The 16,644-nt window shown below is 60.3% G+C and carries 14 protein-coding genes; 8 read left to right on the forward strand and 6 right to left on the reverse strand.

Annotated elements, in window-relative coordinates; translation table 11 throughout:
- Positions 1 to 145: 145 nt before the first annotated feature.
- Positions 146 to 1,027 (forward strand): DUF2242 domain-containing protein, encoded by an 882-nt coding sequence (locus DU29_RS0122605; RefSeq protein WP_028623749.1) that lies wholly within the window; start codon positions 146 to 148, stop codon positions 1,025 to 1,027.
- 193 nt (positions 1,028 to 1,220) lie between these two features.
- A complete protein-coding gene (locus DU29_RS1000000133030; protein WP_177326980.1) occupies positions 1,221 to 1,364 on the forward strand; it encodes a hypothetical protein in 144 nt (47 codons plus the stop codon).
- A gap of 3 nt (positions 1,365 to 1,367) precedes the next feature.
- On the opposite strand, the gene DU29_RS0122615 is transcribed toward DU29_RS1000000133030, so the two are convergent.
- A complete protein-coding gene (locus DU29_RS0122615; protein WP_028623750.1) occupies positions 1,368 to 2,408 on the reverse strand; it encodes an AraC family transcriptional regulator in 1,041 nt (346 codons plus the stop codon).
- Positions 2,409 to 2,410: 2 nt separating this feature from the next.
- Positions 2,411 to 3,541, reverse strand: a complete 1,131-nt coding sequence (locus DU29_RS0122620; RefSeq protein WP_028623751.1) for a carbon-nitrogen hydrolase family protein — start codon at positions 3,539 to 3,541, stop codon at positions 2,411 to 2,413.
- 211 nt (positions 3,542 to 3,752) lie between these two features.
- Here DU29_RS0122620 and DU29_RS0122625 point away from each other — a divergent pair, with 211 nt between their 5' ends.
- A complete protein-coding gene (locus tag DU29_RS0122625) occupies positions 3,753 to 5,792 on the forward strand; it encodes an NADPH-dependent 2,4-dienoyl-CoA reductase (RefSeq protein WP_028623752.1) in 2,040 nt (679 codons plus the stop codon).
- Positions 5,793 to 5,981: 189 nt separating this feature from the next.
- Positions 5,982 to 6,905, forward strand: a complete 924-nt coding sequence (locus DU29_RS0122630) for a 1-aminocyclopropane-1-carboxylate deaminase/D-cysteine desulfhydrase (protein WP_081832531.1) — start codon at positions 5,982 to 5,984, stop codon at positions 6,903 to 6,905.
- 143 nt (positions 6,906 to 7,048) lie between these two features.
- On the opposite strand, the gene phnX is transcribed toward DU29_RS0122630, so the two are convergent.
- Both phnX and DU29_RS0122640 read right to left on the reverse strand, forming a co-directional pair.
- Entirely contained in the window at positions 7,049 to 7,876 is an 828-nt protein-coding gene (phnX, locus tag DU29_RS0122635) for a phosphonoacetaldehyde hydrolase (RefSeq protein ID WP_028623754.1), read from the reverse strand.
- Positions 7,877 to 8,075: 199 nt separating this feature from the next.
- Positions 8,076 to 9,185, reverse strand: a complete 1,110-nt coding sequence (locus DU29_RS0122640) for a 2-aminoethylphosphonate--pyruvate transaminase (protein WP_028623755.1) — start codon at positions 9,183 to 9,185, stop codon at positions 8,076 to 8,078.
- Positions 9,186 to 9,294: 109 nt separating this feature from the next.
- Here DU29_RS0122640 and DU29_RS0122645 point away from each other — a divergent pair, with 109 nt between their 5' ends.
- Entirely contained in the window at positions 9,295 to 10,158 is an 864-nt protein-coding gene (locus DU29_RS0122645; protein ID WP_028623756.1) for a LysR substrate-binding domain-containing protein, read from the forward strand.
- A gap of 147 nt (positions 10,159 to 10,305) precedes the next feature.
- On the opposite strand, the gene DU29_RS0122650 is transcribed toward DU29_RS0122645, so the two are convergent.
- A complete protein-coding gene (locus DU29_RS0122650; protein ID WP_028623757.1) occupies positions 10,306 to 11,178 on the reverse strand; it encodes a LysR family transcriptional regulator in 873 nt (290 codons plus the stop codon).
- A gap of 269 nt (positions 11,179 to 11,447) precedes the next feature.
- Here DU29_RS0122650 and DU29_RS0122655 point away from each other — a divergent pair, with 269 nt between their 5' ends.
- Positions 11,448 to 12,773 carry an MFS transporter gene (locus DU29_RS0122655; protein WP_028623758.1) on the forward strand — a complete coding sequence of 442 codons (1,326 nt, stop codon included), beginning with the start codon at positions 11,448 to 11,450 and terminating at the stop codon, positions 12,771 to 12,773.
- A gap of 10 nt (positions 12,774 to 12,783) precedes the next feature.
- Positions 12,784 to 14,175: an FAD-dependent oxidoreductase gene (locus tag DU29_RS0122660; protein WP_028623759.1), complete on the forward strand. Its 1,392-nt coding sequence runs from the start codon at positions 12,784 to 12,786 to the stop codon at positions 14,173 to 14,175.
- Here the strand turns inward: DU29_RS0122660 and DU29_RS0122665 are convergent.
- Positions 14,172 to 15,488, reverse strand: a complete 1,317-nt coding sequence (locus DU29_RS0122665; protein ID WP_028623760.1) for a type VI secretion system Vgr family protein — start codon at positions 15,486 to 15,488, stop codon at positions 14,172 to 14,174. The two genes, DU29_RS0122660 and DU29_RS0122665, sit on opposite strands and share 4 nt — an antisense overlap.
- Before the next feature lie 229 nt (positions 15,489 to 15,717).
- Between DU29_RS0122665 and DU29_RS0122670 the strand changes: the two genes are divergently transcribed.
- Positions 15,718 to 16,422, forward strand: coding sequence for a YebC/PmpR family DNA-binding transcriptional regulator (locus DU29_RS0122670; protein WP_028623761.1), 705 nt, complete (start codon positions 15,718 to 15,720; stop codon positions 16,420 to 16,422).
- Positions 16,423 to 16,644: the final 222 nt, after the last annotated feature.

The following is a 16,644-nucleotide window of genomic DNA, read 5'->3' on the forward strand; positions in this document are numbered from 1 at the left end:
TCAATCGGCCTGGAGAGTCGCCGGCAACTTTTTTCGGGAAATTGCAGTCAGTAACCCGGTAACTGTTTCAAGACGCTAATGGGTGCGACGCTAAGCATTGATATGTTGCACAATACGCCCCGAACCGTTTTCCTCAGGATGTTCAATGTTTAAATCAATTCCCATGCGGGTTGTCGGGCTGGCGTTGGTGCTGGCCGCTGCGGCCGGTTGCTCGTCGAAGAAAGCCGAGATTTACGAGCATGAGAACTTCGATGACTCTGGTACCTTCTCGCGCAATTACCCGGTAACCGATGCGCAAACCTGCGAAGCCGTTCGTCGGGCGCTGCTCAGTCAGGGCTACATCATTACCGCCAGCGATTCGAAACTGGTGAGCGGTCATAAAAGCTTCCAGCAAACCGGCGAAACACACATGGAGATCAGCTTCAACGTGGTCTGCGCCGATGATGGCAGCGAAGGACATCACGCCACCGTGTTTGCCAACGCCTTGCAGGACCGCTATGCGCTGAAGAAGACCAACAACTCGGCCAGCCTTGGCGTGGGTGTGTTGGGCTCGGTGTCGATGCCGATTGGCTCCTCCGATGACTCGATGGTCAAGGTCGCCAGCGAAACCGTGTCCTCCGCAAAATTCTACGAGCGCTTTTTTGCCTTGGTCGAGCAGTTCCTGCCACCAGAAACAAAAAAAGCTGCGCACATCACCGAGAAGCCTAAAACCGACCTCGGCATGCCGGAAGTCCAGGCTGCCCCAGCTGCGCTGGCGCCCGCGCCCGCACCGACGCCTGCTCCTGCGGCTATCCCCGAGCCCGCGCCCGCGCCAGCACCTGTGGTCGAACCAGTGACCGCGCCGGTCACACAGCCTGAGCCTGCCCCGACGCCATCGGCCTCCGAGCCTTTTGCGCCGCCAGCAGAAACAGTGCCGATTACGCCTAACGAATCGTATGAGCCTGCCCCGTCGTCGGAAACCATCACGCCGCCACCGCAATCCGACCTGCCGCCGCCGTCAGAACCGATCTCGACGATGCCTCAGTAAACGGTTGCCATATGCCGGGATCGGCCCCTGACGAACCCGGCACGGCTTGCCCCGTTGATCCGCGTCAAGCCCGGCAGAAGTTCTTCTGCCGCAGCGAAAAAATCCTGTGATAAATCCCTGACCGCCTGCTACGTTTTATCAAGTAGCCGCGAGCTGGCATGCCTGCGTCATTTTTCTTTCACGCGGGCACTTTATGCTCGATCAACAGGTCATTAATTCAGGCATTTTTTCTGAGCGTGGGGGATTGGATATGGACGAGTATCAAGAAGAGCTGCTTGAGTTCCAGGCATTTGAACTGGACCCGCTGGAGCCTGCTGAAGACGCTACCGAGCTCTAGAATTCAGGCAGTTTGACGATGGCTACGGCGAAATTCGCCGGGCGTCTGTCCGCTCCAGCGTTTGAAAGCGCGCTGGAAGGCTTCGGCAGATGCAAAGCCCAGCAGGTACGCGATTTCGCCGAATGCCAGTTCGGTGTCGCGAATGTACGTCATGGCCAGGTCGCGACGAGTGTCGTTGAGAATCGCACGAAATTGCGTGCCTTCTTCTGCGAGTTTGCGGCGCAAGGTCCAGGTGGGCAGCTTCAGACGTGCCGCCACTTCTTCCAGGTCGGGCTCCCGGCCACCATTGAGTAAAGGCCCCAAGAGCTGTGTGATACGTTCACGCAAGCTGCGGGTTCGTGTCATTTGCTCCAGTTCCCGCTCACACAGTTGCAGCAGGTGACGCCAGGTACTGGGGCAGTGCAGCGGATTTCGCAAAGCAAGGCTCGCCAGGCTCAGGCGCAGTTGATTGTGTTCGGCGTCGAACTGAATCGGACAGGTGCCAAGCGCTGCATACGCGTCCACGTAACTTGGCTGTTCGAATTCGATATCGACGCGTTCAGCCTGCAGTGCAGTAGCGCTGACGCTGGACAATTGCTGCAACCATCCTGCGATGATCGAATCCACCACGAAGCGGTTGTAAGTGTTGTAGGGGCTGATGGAATAGAACCGCAGCCATGCACCCTGGGTGTCCTCGTGGAAGCTCGATTGTCCGCGGTAATTGGACCCATACAACGCTTCGAAGCGAATCAGGCAACGGGCCGCTTCCCTCACGGTTGGCGCCTGCGCGGCGGTGACGCCGGCAAGGCCGGCCTGGCTCAAGCGGCTCAACCGACCCATGCGCAATCCCAGTGCCGGGTCCGCAGTGAGCTGAATGGCGCCATGACCCAAGCGCATGTAGCGCGGGATGGACAGGCGGGCTCCGGCTTCGCTGAGGCGTGCCGGGTCCAGGCCATATTGTTCGAGCAGGGGCTGCGGGTCGATATCATGGCTGCGCATGGCGTCGGCGAGGCTGTGGACGAAACCCACAGACAGATCCCCGAGGCGCATCGGCAACGGTTTCATGCTTACAGCCAGATATTCAACAAGCGCGCGCCGCGACTGTTACCGTCCGCAAAGTGCTGCCCGTTGCTGCTGAGGAAGCTCTGGCCGGCGCTGGCCTGATCCCAGAACTGGCCGCGCAAGAACACGCTCATGCCAGCAATCGCCTGACTGCTGGGCGGCTGCGCGGTCAATGTCAGGCGATGCCAGGCCTGGCCCTCGCTGAGCTCGCCAGCCTTGAGGCTGACGGAACCCGGCGTCGACAAACCTTTATAGCCACGCCACGGTTTATCCCAGGTGCCGCGCCCGGAAACAAACGCCGGGACCGCAACCAGTTGCGCACCCTGGCTATCGAGTTTGCGGTAGTTGGCCGGGTACCAGCTGTCGCTGCCGATCATTACGCCGAGACGCCCGGCCGGGGTGTCGACGACATTGAGCGTGTGCTCCCCATTGGCCTCGATGACATCATGTTCAGCAAATATCGGATGCATCTGACGCTGCGGCTGGCCGATCGGTAGCCCGTCGCGACTGAACACCACGCTGCTGTTGTACAACGGACCGCCACCGGTTTTCAGTTTGCCGTCGATGACCCCAGGCTCGGGCAGGACGATGGAGCCTGCGACCAGGGTCACACGGAATTCCTTTGCCAGGCCACCGAACAGCGCCTGGTAATCCTTTGCCATGCGTTTCGCCTTCATGCGCAGGTAAGCATCATCCAGACGATTTTCGCCCTCGGCACTGATCAGTGCGCGGGCGAACTGCAACGGGTTGCTGACGGCGAGCCAGTTCATGGCTTCCTTGATGGTTGCCGCCTGATACAACTCGTCTTTCTCACCGCTGACCATCAGCCAGGTGCCGATGTGTTCCGGCAGAACCACGATGGTTTTTTCGTTCAATAGACCCTGCTGCTGAGCTTTCTGCAGATAAGCCGCGAGTTTGCGATGCAGGCGCTCGGGGCTCTGATAATCAGTAGGAAACAGTTCGGGTTGTATGCCCAGCAGGTTGCCGCGATCGGCGGGCGTGCCCTGGTCGACGGCGAGGTCGATGCGCAGGTCCGACAGGTAATGACCCGCCGGACGATCCGCGGCCCACATTGCGTAGGTCGTCAGGGCGGCAATCAATGCCATGGAAAAGGTCAGGTACAAAAGTTTGCGCATGGGAAAACAGTCGACAGCCGTGTGCGGGATTCGCTGACTAGGGTAGGGCGCACGCCGGCGCTTGCCAAGGGCCGTTGCGCATTTGGATCAATAAGTTGTCAGTTACGGTCATTGAGTGGCCGCTGTTGTCCTCATAGTCTGTAACACATGACAGAGGGGTGCCGCAGAGTGCCCACATTTTCTTCCGTGATTGTTCGTTGTGGAGTTACCGATGGCCGCCGCTCATTACCCGCACCTGTTGGCCCCGCTGGACCTGGGTTTTACCACCCTGCGCAACCGCACTCTTATGGGATCGATGCACACCGGTCTTGAAGAAAAACCGGGTGGTTTCGAGCGCATGGCCGAGTATTTTGCCGAGCGCGCGCGTGGCGGCGTCGGCCTGATGGTGACGGGCGGTATCGGCCCGAACGACGAGGGCGGCGTGTACTCCGGCGCCGCCAAGCTGACCACCGAGGAAGAAGCGCTCAAGCACCAGATCGTGACGCGCGCGGTGCATGAGGCGGGCGGCAAGATCTGCATGCAGATCCTCCATGCCGGGCGTTATGCCTACAGCCCGAAACAAGTCGCGCCGAGCGCCATTCAGGCACCGATCAACCCGTTCAAACCCAAGGAGCTGGACGAAGAAGGCATCGAGAAGCAAATCTGTGATTTCGTGACGTGCTCCGCCCTGGCGCAAAAAGCCGAGTACGACGGCGTCGAGATCATGGGCTCCGAAGGCTATTTCATTAACCAGTTTCTCGCGGCTCACACCAACCACCGCACCGACCGATGGGGCGGCAGTTACGAGAACCGCATGCGCCTGCCGGTGGAAATTGTTCGCCGCGTGCGCGAAGCGGTAGGCCCGAACTTCATCATCATCTTCCGCTTGTCGATGCTCGATCTGGTCGAAGGCGGCAGCACCTGGGATGAAATCGTCACGCTGGCGAAAGCCATCGAGCAGGCTGGCGCGACGATTATCAACACCGGCATCGGCTGGCACGAAGCGCGCATCCCGACCATTGCCACCAAAGTGCCGCGTGCCGCGTTCAGTAAAGTGACGGCCAAGTTGCGTGGTTCGGTGAGCATTCCGCTGATCACCACCAACCGCATCAATACCCCGGAAGTCGCCGAGCAGATTCTTGCCGAGGGCGATGCCGACATGGTTTCCATGGCGCGACCGTTCCTCGCCGACGCTGATTTCGTCAATAAGGCCGCTGCCGGTCGGGCCGATGAGATCAATACCTGCATCGGTTGCAATCAGGCGTGCCTCGATCATACGTTCGGCGGCAAGCTGACCACCTGTCTGGTCAACCCGCGCGCGTGTCATGAGACCGAGCTCAATTACCTGCCGGTGCAGCAGATCAAGAAAATCGCCGTGGTTGGCGCCGGTCCTGCCGGTTTGTCCGCAGCGACCGTGGCGGCCGAGCGTGGCCATCAGGTGACCCTGTTCGATTCTGCCAGTGAGATCGGCGGCCAGTTCAATATCGCCAAGCGCGTGCCGGGTAAGGAAGAGTTTTTCGAAACCTTGCGTTACTTCAACCGCAAGCTACAGACCACCCACGTCGAGGTGTGCCTGAACACCCGCGTCGACGTGGCGCAATTGATCGACGGCGGATATGACGAAATCATTCTGGCCACCGGCATCGCGCCGAGGACTCCGGCCATTCCGGGCGTTGAACATGCCAAGGTGCTGAGCTACCTCGACGTGATCCTCGAGCGTAAGCCGGTGGGCAAACGGGTTGCGGTGATCGGTGCCGGCGGGATTGGTTTCGATGTGTCTGAATATCTGGTTCACCAGGGCGTGGCCACCAGCCTGGACCGTGAAGCGTTCTGGAAGGAATGGGGCATCGATACGCACCTTGAAGCCCGTGGCGGTGTCGCCGGGATCAAGGCCGAGCCGCATGCGCCGGCGCGGGAAGTGTTCCTGTTGCAGCGCAAGAAATCCAAGGTCGGCGACGGCCTCGGCAAAACCACCGGCTGGATTCACCGCACCGGACTGAAGAACAAGCAAGTGCAGATGCTCAACAGCGTCGAATACCTGAAAATCGACGACGAAGGCCTGCACATCCGCATCGGCGAAACCGGCGAGCCGCAAGTGTTGCCAGTGGACAACATTGTGATCTGCGCCGGTCAGGATCCGCTGCGCGAGCTGCATGACGGGCTCGTCGCGGCGGGGCAGAACGTGCATTTGATCGGCGGCGCGGATGTCGCGGCGGAGCTGGATGCGAAGCGCGCGATCAACCAGGGCTCGCGATTGGCTGCAGAACTCTGACATCACGCAAACCCTTGTAGCAGCTGGCGCAGCCTGCGTCGGCCCGCGCCCGGTGCATGAATTGCGAGTGCTGCGTCAGGCTCGAACCGGACGCAGGCTGCGCCAGCTGCTACAAAAAGCGCGCAGGCTTCGGCTGCTACAAGGTGTGCTGGCTGTTAGAATTCGCTCTTTGCAGAATGCGCCGAGCTGATGCCTTTCTCCTCCGGTTGGCTACCGAAAGCCCCCCTCCAACCGCTTCACCTCGATTGGCTCACCCGATCAGGCATCGAAGTGGCCATCCTGCGCCTGGACCAGATTGACCCGCTGATCAGCGGCAACAAATGGTTCAAGCTCATTGAACATCTCAAGGCTGCTGATCTGGCCGGAGCGAAAGGCATAATCAGCCTGGGCGGCGCGCATTCCAATCACCTTCATGCACTGGCGGCGGCGGGCGAGCGCTTGGGTTTTACCACCGTGGGTCTGCTGCGTGGACATGCACAGATAACGCCCACCGTGGAGGACTTGCAGGCGTTCGGGATGCAACTGCACTGGTTGGGTTATGGCGGTTATCGCGCGCGGCATGAAGCGGGTTTCTGGACGCCATGGCTGGCGCAATATCCCGACCTTCATCCCGTGCCCGAAGGTGGCGGCGGTTTGCCTGGCGCGCGGGGTTGTATGCCATTGAAGGCGATGGTCGGCGAGCAGCTGAAGGATCTTGGCTGGAGCGATTACGACGGCTGGTGGCTGGCCTGCGGCACCGGCACTACATTGGCGGGATTGGTACTGGCGGAGGCGGGGGATCATCCGGTTTATGGGGCGCTGGCGGTGCCGGGGGATCATGGTGTTAGGCAGTGTGTCGATGCCATTGTGCAAGAAGCGGGGTTGCACACACCGGCCTATGAGTTGCTTGAGGCTAGCCGTGGTGGCTTTGGCAAAGTCGATCCGCTGTTGCTCGGATTCATTGAGCAGGCTGAACGGGTCAGTGGTGTTGAGCTTGAGCCGTTGTATACAGGCAAAGCGCTTTTCGCGCTGAGGCAGCAGGTTGAAACAGGGAAATTCAGACAGGGTACGCGCCTGATCTTTGTTCACACCGGTGGATTGCAGGGCCGTCGAGGTTTCACCGCCCGGATTTGAAAGGCGTATTGCCCTTTGTCACAATCTGGAACTTGGCGACAGAGGCACTTGGTATTTATCGATTTTGGGACTGCTGCGCAGTCCAACGGGGGGCAAGCCCCCTCGCCACAGGGGGCTGGCATTGACCACGAACGGGCGGTCGATCAGCTGCTTTGCGGCATCTCACCTTTAGCCAGTCGCTGATTGATATCGGCGATCACTTCTGGCAGATCGGTGATGGTGTCGATCATGTAGTGCGGACGCGAACCTTCGAACATCGCGTGAATGCGTTTGCGCTCGCTGGCCAGTTCGTCGCCGCCAAGCGCGCGATACCCTTCGTAATCCAGGCCCAGCGCGTTGCCCGAGCAGATCAGCGCCACCGTCCACATGCCGGCGCGGCGACCTTCGAGAATGCCAGGCACGGTGTCATCGATTTTTACGCAAGCCGCCACATCGTCGATGCCCAAAGCAATCACATTGGCCAGCGCCTGAGCCGGCCACGGGCGGCCATTGGGCACTTCGTCAGTAGCGACCACGTGGTCGGCGACGTAACCGTTGGTGGCAGCCAGTTCCACCACTTTATCCATCACCTGTTTCGGGTAGCCCGAGCAGGAGCCTATCTTGATGCCTTGCTCCCGTAGACTGGCGATAGCGTCGAGCGCACCCGGAATCAGCGCCGAGTGCTCGGCAATCTTCTCGATCTGCAGCGGCATGAAACGCTGATAAATGGCGGTCACGTCATCGTCGGTCGGCGTGCGGCCGAATGCCTTGCGATAGCGTTCGGCGACTTGCGGCTGGTCGCACAGCGTGCGGATGTGATCCCACTTGCCCATGCCCATCGGCCCACGGGCTTCTTCGATGGAGACCTGGACATCGAATTCGGCGAAGGCTTCGACGAAAATCTGCGTCGGGGCGAAAGAACCGAAATCGACCACGGTGCCGGCCCAGTCGAGGATTGCGGCCTGGAGTCTGGTTGGGTTTGCGTAGTTCATGGATGAAAAATTCCTCTATCGATCAATGGGGTCTCTGTAGCAGCTGTCGAGCCTGCAAGGCTGCGTCTGGCAGCGAAGCAGCTGTAAAGCCATCCACTTCAGGTGTTTCAGAAAAACACATGGCGACTGCTTCACCGCGATCGCGGCGTGAGCCGGACGCAGCCTCGCAGGCTCGGCAGCTGCTACAGATTGCGGTGAATCAAATGTCCAGCACTTCCATCTCGCGCAGCACTTCGGCGACCGCCGCCACAGCTGCGTGCATTTCGTTCTGGTTGACGTGACCAATGCAGCCGACGCGGAATGTTTCAACCTGGGTCAATTTGCCGGGGTAAAGAATGAAACCCTTGGCCTTGACGCGTTCGTAGAATTCCTTGAACTGGTAACGCGGATCTTTTGGTGCGTGGAAGGTGACGATAATCGGTGCCTGGATCGCAGCCGGCAGAAAGCTGCGAATACCCAGCTGGGCCATGTCATCGAGCAGCACTTTGCAGTTGGCGGCGTAGCGCTGATGACGCGCCGGCAAGCCACCTTCTTCGTTGTATTGCAGCAGCGCTTCGTGCAACGCCGCGACTACATGAGTGGGCGGTGTGAAGCGCCATTGCCCGGTTTTCATCATGTAGGTGTGCTGGTCGTAAAGGTCCATCGCCAGCGAGTGCGAGTTGCCGGCGGCGTTGGCCAGCGATTCCTTGCGAGCGAAGACAAAACCCATCCCCGGCACGCCTTCCAGGCATTTGCCCGAAGCGGCGATCAGCGCATCGAATGGCACTTTCTGCGCATCCACTGGCAGTGCACCGAAGGAGCTCATCGCGTCAATGATCAAGCGTTTGCCGTGTTGCGCGATGACTTCGGCGATCTCCGCCAGCGGGTTGAGAATGCCGGTGCTGGTTTCGCAGTGGATCAGTGCGACGTGAGTGATGCTCGTATCGGCGTGCAGCAAACGGTCGACGTCGGCGGCGGTGGTCGGTTCGTCCTCAGCGGTTTCAAAAGTGCTGAAAGGACGGCCGAGCACTTCGCAGATTTTCGCCAGACGTTTGCCGTAAGCGCCATTAATCAGGACGAGCACTTTGCCGTCGCGCGGTACCAACGTGCCGATTGCCGCTTCCACCGCGAAGGTGCCGCTGCCCTGCAAAGGCACGCAGTGGTGACTCGCGGCGCCGTTGATGATCGTCAGCAGTTGCTCGCAAAGGCTGGCGGTGAGTTGATTGAAGCGGTCATCCCATGAACCCCAGTCAACCATCATCGCCTGCCGGGTGCGTGCCGATGTGGTCAACGGGCCAGGGGTGAGCAGGATCGGTTCGGCGGTACTCATTCTCTTGTCCTCGCAATCGATGGGATGAAGCTACGGGGCTTAAATTGCAATTTGCCGAGCTATCAATCAAATTGTTTGTTGTTATGCCAGCCATCAGTGAGGGTTATTCATGAACTTGTTCCAGTTGCGCGCCTTCGACGCCGTGGCGCGAGAAGGCAGCTTTACCCGTGCGGCTGCGCGGCTGTTCATCAGTCAGCCGGCGGTCACCGGCCACATCAAGGCGCTGGAGGAGCATTACCAGATCACTTTGCTGCGGCGCACCGCGCGTCGGGTCGAGCTGACGGAGGAGGGCACCAAATTGGCTGCGATCACCCGGGCGATGTTCGGCCTGGCGGAAGAGGCGCAGGTGATGCTCGAAGCGAATCGACAGTTGCTGACCGGTCGGCTGGAAGTGGCGGCGGACGGTCCGCACATGGTCATGCCGATGCTGGCAAGTTTGCGCGCGCGTTATCCGGGAATCACCGTCAATCTGCGCCTGGGCAATGCTCAGGAAACCCTGGCGGCGTTGCTGTCAGAGCATGCCGATGTGGCGGTGCTGACTGAAGTCGAGCCGCGCAAGGGCCTGCATTTGCAGGCGCTGAGCGAATCGCGGATTTGCGCGCTGGTGCCGCACGGTCATGCCTGGGCGCAGAAATCGAAGGGCGTGCAGCTCAAGGAACTGGACCAGGTGATCATGGTGTTGCGCGAACCGAGTTCGATCACCCGGCGCACTTTCGATGAGGCGTGTGCGCAGGCCACCGTCAGTCCGCGGGTGCTGCTGGAACTGGACAGCCGCGAAGCGGTGACTGAAGCGGTCGCCGCAGAACTGGGTGTGGGTGTGGTGTCATCGGTGGAGGTCAGCCATGACCCGCGGGTGGTGGCGGTGCCGATTATTGGGGACGGGTTGGTCAATCGGCACATGATGGGGTGTATGGAACGGCGGCGGGATTTGCGTTTGATTCAGGCGTTTTTTGGGTTGGCGCCAGATAGGTAGACCGAGGTGCGGCCTTCGTCGGATCGCCGCCCGGGGCAAGCCACGCTGCCACAGGTTTTGCGTCGTACTCAGCATCGAAGACCAGCATAGAATCTGTGGGAGCGTGGCTTGCCCCGAGCGGCGATCCGACGAAGGGGCCGAACCTGTTTACACCAGGCTCTCGCGCACCATCTGCAAAAAAGTGGCCACCACCCGCCGCGAACTCTGTTCGCGCAAGCACACCAATGTCTCGGTCAGGCGCCGGGTGCAGTCGGTGATTGGTAACGCGCAGACCCGCGAATCGGCGCCGAATTCGGCGGCGGAGACCACGCCAACTCCAATTCCCACCACCACCGCCTCACGCGCCGCTTCCCGGCCTTCGACCTGGATCGCCGGGCGAATGCGAAATCCGGCCCGGGCCATTTCCTCTTCCAGCGTCTGCCGCGTGACCGAGCCGATTTCGCGCAATACCAGCGGCGTGTCATCCAGGTCGGCCAGGCAGATCGATTCACGATCCGCCCAGGGATGATTGCGCGAAACGAACGCCACCATCGGGTCATTGCGCAGCGGCAAAGAGATCAAGCGTTCATCGCTGACATCACGCCCCAACAACGCCAGATCCGCCTGATAGTTGAACAGTCGAAACAGCGATTCATCGGTGTTGCCAGTCTCGATTTTCACGCTGATTCCCGGGTAGCGCTCGCAGAACCGCGCAATCTGCGGCAACACGTGCACCGGCGCATCCACCGCCAGAATCAGGCTGCCGGTCTGCAACGCTTGCGAATCCTGCAGCAGATCCTGCGCCTCGGCTTCGATGACGAATAACCGCTGCGTAATGCTGAGCAAACGTTCACCCAGATCCGTCAGACGCACCGAGCGTTTATTGCGATGGAACAGCAGCACGCCAAAGCGTTCTTCGAGCTTGCGCACTTGGTCGGAAATGGCCGGCTGGGTGAGAAAAAGTCGCTCGGCGGCTTTGGTAAAGCTTCCGTGTACGGCCACGGCGTGGAAGGCTTTGAGTTGGGCGTGGGAAACCGACATCGAAACCTCCAGTAACAAGCTGAGCTTATATTGGAAATACGATAAATCGATTTCACTTATTAATCAGTAATTGTTTTTATCGGCCTCAGCCCCGCTGACTGCTCGGTCGAACAGCAGCGGTGGCCATGAGCCTGTGCGTGCAACAGCAGGACTCATCTGACCGGTATCGCCTCAGGGAAGCAGCGGTATCGCAGTGCTCAACAATAAAAAACACAGGCGTTATTTCTCAATTTCTGCCGGCACACTCACACCCTGAGGTCAGAACCACAATGAACAATTACATCGGCACCATCAAGCGTTGGCGCGTGCAGATCTTCGCGATCACCTGGCTCGCCTACGCCGCTTTCTACTTCACTCGCAAAGCGTTTTCCGTGGCCAAACTGGGGATCGCCGAAGACCCCGATTTCACCCTCGACAAAATGGCCATGGCCAACCTCGACGCCATCTACCTCGCCGCTTACGCCATCGGACAATTCACCTGGGGCATGCTGGCCGACCGTTTTGGCCCGCGGGTCGTGGTGCTGGGCGGACTGATCATTTCCGCCATAGCTGCGCTGATCATGGGCAGTTTCGCCACCTTGCCGATTTTCGCCACGTGCATGTTGATCCAGGGCCTGGCGCAGTCCACGGGATGGTCGGGACTGTGCAAGAACCTTGGCAGTTTTTTCCCCGCCGAACAGCGCGGGCGAGTGCTCGGGTTGTTGAGTTCCTGCTATGCGTTTGGTGGTCTGGTCGCGTCGCCGTTTGCCGGTTGGTGGGCGTACACACTTGTCGGTACCTGGCACGCGGCATTTATTTCCAGCGCGGCGGTGGTCGCATTGGTGGCCGTGCTGTTTTTCATCTTTCAGCGTAACAATCCGGAGGATGTCGGCTTGCCTGCGGTCGAGCCGGAGCCCGAACTGACGGCTGAAGAAACCTACGCCCGAAGCAAGATCAGTGTGCTGGCACCGCTGCGGGAAATCCTTCGTAACCGCACGGTGCTGGTGCTCGGCCTGGCGTACTTTCTGTTGAAACCGGCACGCTACGCGATTCTGTTGTGGGGCCCGGTGATTGTCTTCGAGCAGATGCCCAGCGTGGGCAAGGTTGGCGCGGCGATTATTCCGACTGCGTTTGAACTGGCCGGTCTGCTCGGGCCGATCCTGCTGGGTCTGGCGTCGGACAAACTGTTCGGCGCTCGACGCATGCCGGCCTGCGTACTCAGCCTGTTGGCGTTGACCGTGACCCTGGCGTTGTTCATGGCCGCTTTGCAGACTGGCAGCGTTTTGTTGGTGGTCGCTTTGTTGTTCGTCATGGGCCTGACCCTGTACGGCCCGGACTCGATGATCAGCGGCGCGGCCGCCATCGATTTCGGCACCGCCAAGGCCGGCGCCACGTCAGCTGGATTCGTCAATGGCTGTGGCTCGGTCGGGGCGATTCTTGGCGGCTTGCTGCCCGGCTATTTCGATACGGTCACCGTGTTCATCGTCTTCGCCGGCTGCGCGATGTTTTCGGCCCTGGTGTTGATCCCGCACTGGAACAGCCGCCCGGTCGGCCTGCTCACCGAAACCGCGTTCGTGCCCAATCGGCCGATGAGCGTGAAAACCCTGCGTACATAAGGAATGCCCCATGAGACCTTTCTGGCTGGAACAGGCGCTGGCGGTCGAGGCCTGCGCGCCTTGCGAGCCGCTGCGTGGTGATACCCGCGCCGATGTCTGCATCGTCGGCGGTGGCTACACCGGCTTGTGGACGGCGATCATGCTCAAGGAGCAGAACCCGGAGCTGGATGTGCTGCTGATCGAAGCGGACATCTGCGGTGCCGGGGCCAGCGGGCGCAACGGCGGATGTGCGCTGTCGTGGTCGGCGAAATACTTCACTCTGGAAAGGTTGTTTGGTGTGGAGGAAGCGGTGCGTCTGGTCAAGGAGTCCGAACGCAGCATTCATGCGATCGGCGCGTTCTGCGAGCAGTATGGCGTCGACGCCGATTACCGTCTCGACGGCACGCTGTACACGGCGACCAACCGTGCGCAATGCGGCTCGACCGACGCCGTGATCGCCGCACTCGAGCGCAACGGCATCAACTCGTTCACCCAGCGGCCGCTGGCGGATGTGCAACGCATGGCCGGGTCCGACAAGCATCTGGAAGGCTGGTTTTCGCCAGCCGCCGCGAGCGTGCAGCCGGGCAAACTGGTGCGCGGCCTGCGTCGCGTGGCCTTGCAGCTGGGCGTGAAGATTCATGAGCACACAGCGATGACCGGGCTGGAAGAGGGTAAACCGGCGGCGATTCATACGTTGCACGGCGTCATCCGCGCCGATCGCGTCGTGCTGGCGATGAACGCGTGGATGGCCCGCGCCTTCCCGCAGTTCGAACGCAGCGTTGCGGTTGTTTCCAGCGACATGCTGATCACCGAGCCGCGGCCGGACCTGCTCAACGAAATCGGTTTGACCAGCGGCGTCACGGTGCTCGATTCACGGATTTTCGTGCACTACTACCACAACACTCCGGACGGCCGGATCATGCTTGGCAAGGGCGGCAATACTTTCGCTTACGGCGGACGAATGCTGCCAGTGTTCGATCAGCCATCGCCGTATGCGGGATTACTGAAGCACAGCCTTGGCGATTTCTTTCCGGCCTTTGCCGATGCCAAGGTTGAGGCAACCTGGAACGGGCCTTCGGATCGATCGGTGACGGGGCTGCCGTTTTTCGGCCAGATGAGTGCCAGCGGTAACGTGTTCTATGGGTTTGGTTATTCCGGCAGCGGCGTCGGGCCGTGTCACATGGGCGGGCAGATTCTCGCCTCGATGGTGCAGGGGCTGGACAATGACTGGACGCGCTCGCCGCTGGTCAACGGGCCGTTGGGCCTGTTCCCGCCGGAGCCGATTCGTTACCTCGGCTCGCTGATGGTGCGCAACGCCATCCGCCGCAAGGAGCGCGCCGAAGACCACGGGCGCCGACCGCGGCATCTCGACGTGCGTCTGGCAAAATTCGCGGCGGCGGCGGGCAAGGCCGACAAAGGCTAGCGGTTGATCAGCCAGTCGAGCAACAGACGGTCATCACCGCCCGCCCGCCGTACAGTGGGCGGCGGCGCGCTTGCCATGGCGCATAACACCGGGCGGTCGGGGTCGCTGTCGAGGAAACTGACGAGCACCTCGGTACCACCGACAGGCAGTCTGGCGGGATCGATTTCATCCATCTGCGCGGCCAGGACGACGGGCAGCCACACGCCGCAGGATTCATCCCCATCGCAGGCGCCGACGGGCCACAATCTGACGGCGATCCGTCCTTGCTCATCCACACAGGCAGGCTGGCCGATGGGGCCCAGCACCCGCGCGGGCTGATAGCCCGGGATGGCGGGCCGTTGCCGGGTCAACGGTGGTCGGAACTCAGTGGACCAGGGAATGGCGGTGAAACTGTTTTTGTAAGCTCTGGCGTCCACGATGCTGTTCTCGGCAAACAACGCTGGCGGTTCCCGATGGTGCTGAACTTCAGTCAGCAGCCACTGATCATTGAAATTCGCCATCGGATGCTCAGATATCTGCACGATGCGGCCGCTGCGCATTTCGCTGTGCTCGCTTTGTCCGTGGATCTGCCGATGCACGCAGCGCAGGCGCTCAAGGACCCGTCTGCTCAACTGCGCTCGATCAAGATAATCAGCGGCGCGGTGGGCCATGATGGGGGCAGCGGTGTGGCGCTGGAACAGTTCGCTGATCACGGGGATTTTTGCCGGGTGCGGCGCGTCGGCGCAAAACGCTATCAGCAGCGGTTCCTGAGGAAAACTCAGGCTGTCATCGGCAAAGACCAGCACATGCCCGTCACGCTGGTGCTCGAAATGATAGTGGATGCCTTCTTCTTCGCAGAGCCGTTGCAGAAACGCCAGATCACTTTCATCGAACTGAATGCAAAACGGCCGGTGCGGATAGCGCGCTGCCGGTAACTCAAAGCGGTAGCTACTGGCGGGCAGGGCGTTTTCCTGCAGCAATTGAAGCAGAATCGCTGGCACATCGAGTTGATGAAAGACCCGGCGGTTGCGCATCCCGTCCAGGTGTTGCAGGTGCGGCACTAGCACCAGGTTGTAGCTGTGCGGTTGCTGATGGCGATGTTCGCGCGTGGCGCTTTGTACGATCCCATGGATGATCGATTCACCTTCCAGCCGCAGATACGCCGGTTGATGCAGCAAGCACTCCAGGTCCAGGGCCGAGGCCTGGCCGGTCACTTCAATCTCGAATCGATAAGGCTGGTTGAGCCTTTCCTGGCCGCTGAACTGCAGGACTTGCAGGCTCAGCTCAGCGTCCAGCAGGGTCAGGCTGTAGGAACTTTCCTTGTCATTGTGCATGGAACACGCTTCTGCCATGGGGACGGACGCTGAGGGTACGAAACCGTAGGCGTTTTGGGGCACCTTGAACGCACATTTCAGAATCGCCCTACACGCTCGAGTGAATAAGTCGATCAGGAATGCCGGTGAGCGACTCGAATTTTTGGTCGATTGCCAACTTTAGGCCGTATAAACTTGCGCAAAGCGTCGGCCAATAGATGTCTCGGCGCCACAGACAAGAGAGTGAGTAATGGGCGCACAGTGGAAGGTTAAACACAAAGAAGCGGCATCCAACGCCAAAGGCAAAATCTTCGGCAAGCTGGTGAAGGAACTCACCATCGCCGCGCGCAACGGTGCCGACACCGCCACCAACGCCCACCTGCGTCTGGTGGTCGAGCAGGCCAAAAAGGCTTCGATGCCGCGTGAAACCCTTGAACGTGCGATCAAGAAAGGCTCGGGCCAGCTCGGCGAAACCGTGCAATATCACCGCGTTACCTATGAAGGTTTTGCACCGCATCAGGTGCCGCTGATCGTTGAATGCGTGACCGACAACATCAACCGCACCGTTGCCGAAATCCGCGTCGCATTCCGCAAGGGCCAACTCGGCGCTTCCGGTTCGGTGGCCTGGGACTTCGACCATGTCGGCATGATCGAAGCGTCGCCGGACAGCCCGGATGCAGATCCGGAAATGGCGGCGATCGAAGCGGGCGCGCAGGATTTCGAACCGGCTGAAGATGGCGCGACCCTGTTCATCACCGAAGCGGCTGACCTCGACGCCGTGCAGAAAGCCTTGCCTGAGCAGGGTTTCACCGTGCTGTCGGCGAAGCTCGGTTACAAGCCGAAGAACCCGGTCAGCGGCTTGAGTGACGAGCAAATGGCTGAAGTCGAGGCGTTTCTTGAAGGCCTCGATAATCATGATGACGTGCAGGATATGTTTGTTGGCCTGGCTGGCTGAGTCTCACTGAGTCTGTGGCGAGGTGGGCCTTTTGTCCCAAGGGTGGCTTGTGCTGCGAGTTGGGCTTTTGTGGTGAGTGGGGTTTTTGTGGCGAGGGGATTTATCCCCGTTGGACGGCGAAGCCGTCCCCTCCAAAAGCGACGACTGCTTCGCAGCCGAACGGGGATAAATCCCCTCGCCACACGAGCCAGCCTTGCCATAGATGCTTTGTCACACAAGCCA

It is taken from the genome of Pseudomonas sp. Ant30-3 (genome assembly GCF_000690905.1).
Classification (GTDB): Bacteria; Pseudomonadota; Gammaproteobacteria; order Pseudomonadales; family Pseudomonadaceae; genus Aquipseudomonas.

Bases quoted from the DNA above. Each gene is read 5' to 3' on its own strand.
- DU29_RS0122605 (WP_028623749.1), top strand. From the start codon at position 146: ATGTTTAAATCAATTCCCATGCGGGTTGTCGGGCTGGCGTTGGTGCTG.
- DU29_RS1000000133030 (WP_177326980.1), top strand. From the start codon at position 1,221: ATGCTCGATCAACAGGTCATTAATTCAGGCATTTTTTCTGAGCGTGGG.
- DU29_RS0122615 (WP_028623750.1), bottom strand. From the start codon at position 2,408: ATGAAACCGTTGCCGATGCGCCTCGGGGATCTGTCTGTGGGTTTCGTC.
- DU29_RS0122620 (WP_028623751.1), bottom strand. From the start codon at position 3,541: ATGCGCAAACTTTTGTACCTGACCTTTTCCATGGCATTGATTGCCGCC.
- DU29_RS0122625 (WP_028623752.1), top strand. From the start codon at position 3,753: ATGGCCGCCGCTCATTACCCGCACCTGTTGGCCCCGCTGGACCTGGGT.
- DU29_RS0122630 (WP_081832531.1), top strand. From the start codon at position 5,982: ATGCCTTTCTCCTCCGGTTGGCTACCGAAAGCCCCCCTCCAACCGCTT.
- phnX (WP_028623754.1), bottom strand. From the start codon at position 7,876: ATGAACTACGCAAACCCAACCAGACTCCAGGCCGCAATCCTCGACTGG.
- DU29_RS0122640 (WP_028623755.1), bottom strand. From the start codon at position 9,185: ATGAGTACCGCCGAACCGATCCTGCTCACCCCTGGCCCGTTGACCACA.
- DU29_RS0122645 (WP_028623756.1), top strand. From the start codon at position 9,295: ATGAACTTGTTCCAGTTGCGCGCCTTCGACGCCGTGGCGCGAGAAGGC.
- DU29_RS0122650 (WP_028623757.1), bottom strand. From the start codon at position 11,178: ATGTCGGTTTCCCACGCCCAACTCAAAGCCTTCCACGCCGTGGCCGTA.
- DU29_RS0122655 (WP_028623758.1), top strand. From the start codon at position 11,448: ATGAACAATTACATCGGCACCATCAAGCGTTGGCGCGTGCAGATCTTC.
- DU29_RS0122660 (WP_028623759.1), top strand. From the start codon at position 12,784: ATGAGACCTTTCTGGCTGGAACAGGCGCTGGCGGTCGAGGCCTGCGCG.
- DU29_RS0122665 (WP_028623760.1), bottom strand. From the start codon at position 15,488: ATGCACAATGACAAGGAAAGTTCCTACAGCCTGACCCTGCTGGACGCT.
- DU29_RS0122670 (WP_028623761.1), top strand. From the start codon at position 15,718: ATGGGCGCACAGTGGAAGGTTAAACACAAAGAAGCGGCATCCAACGCC.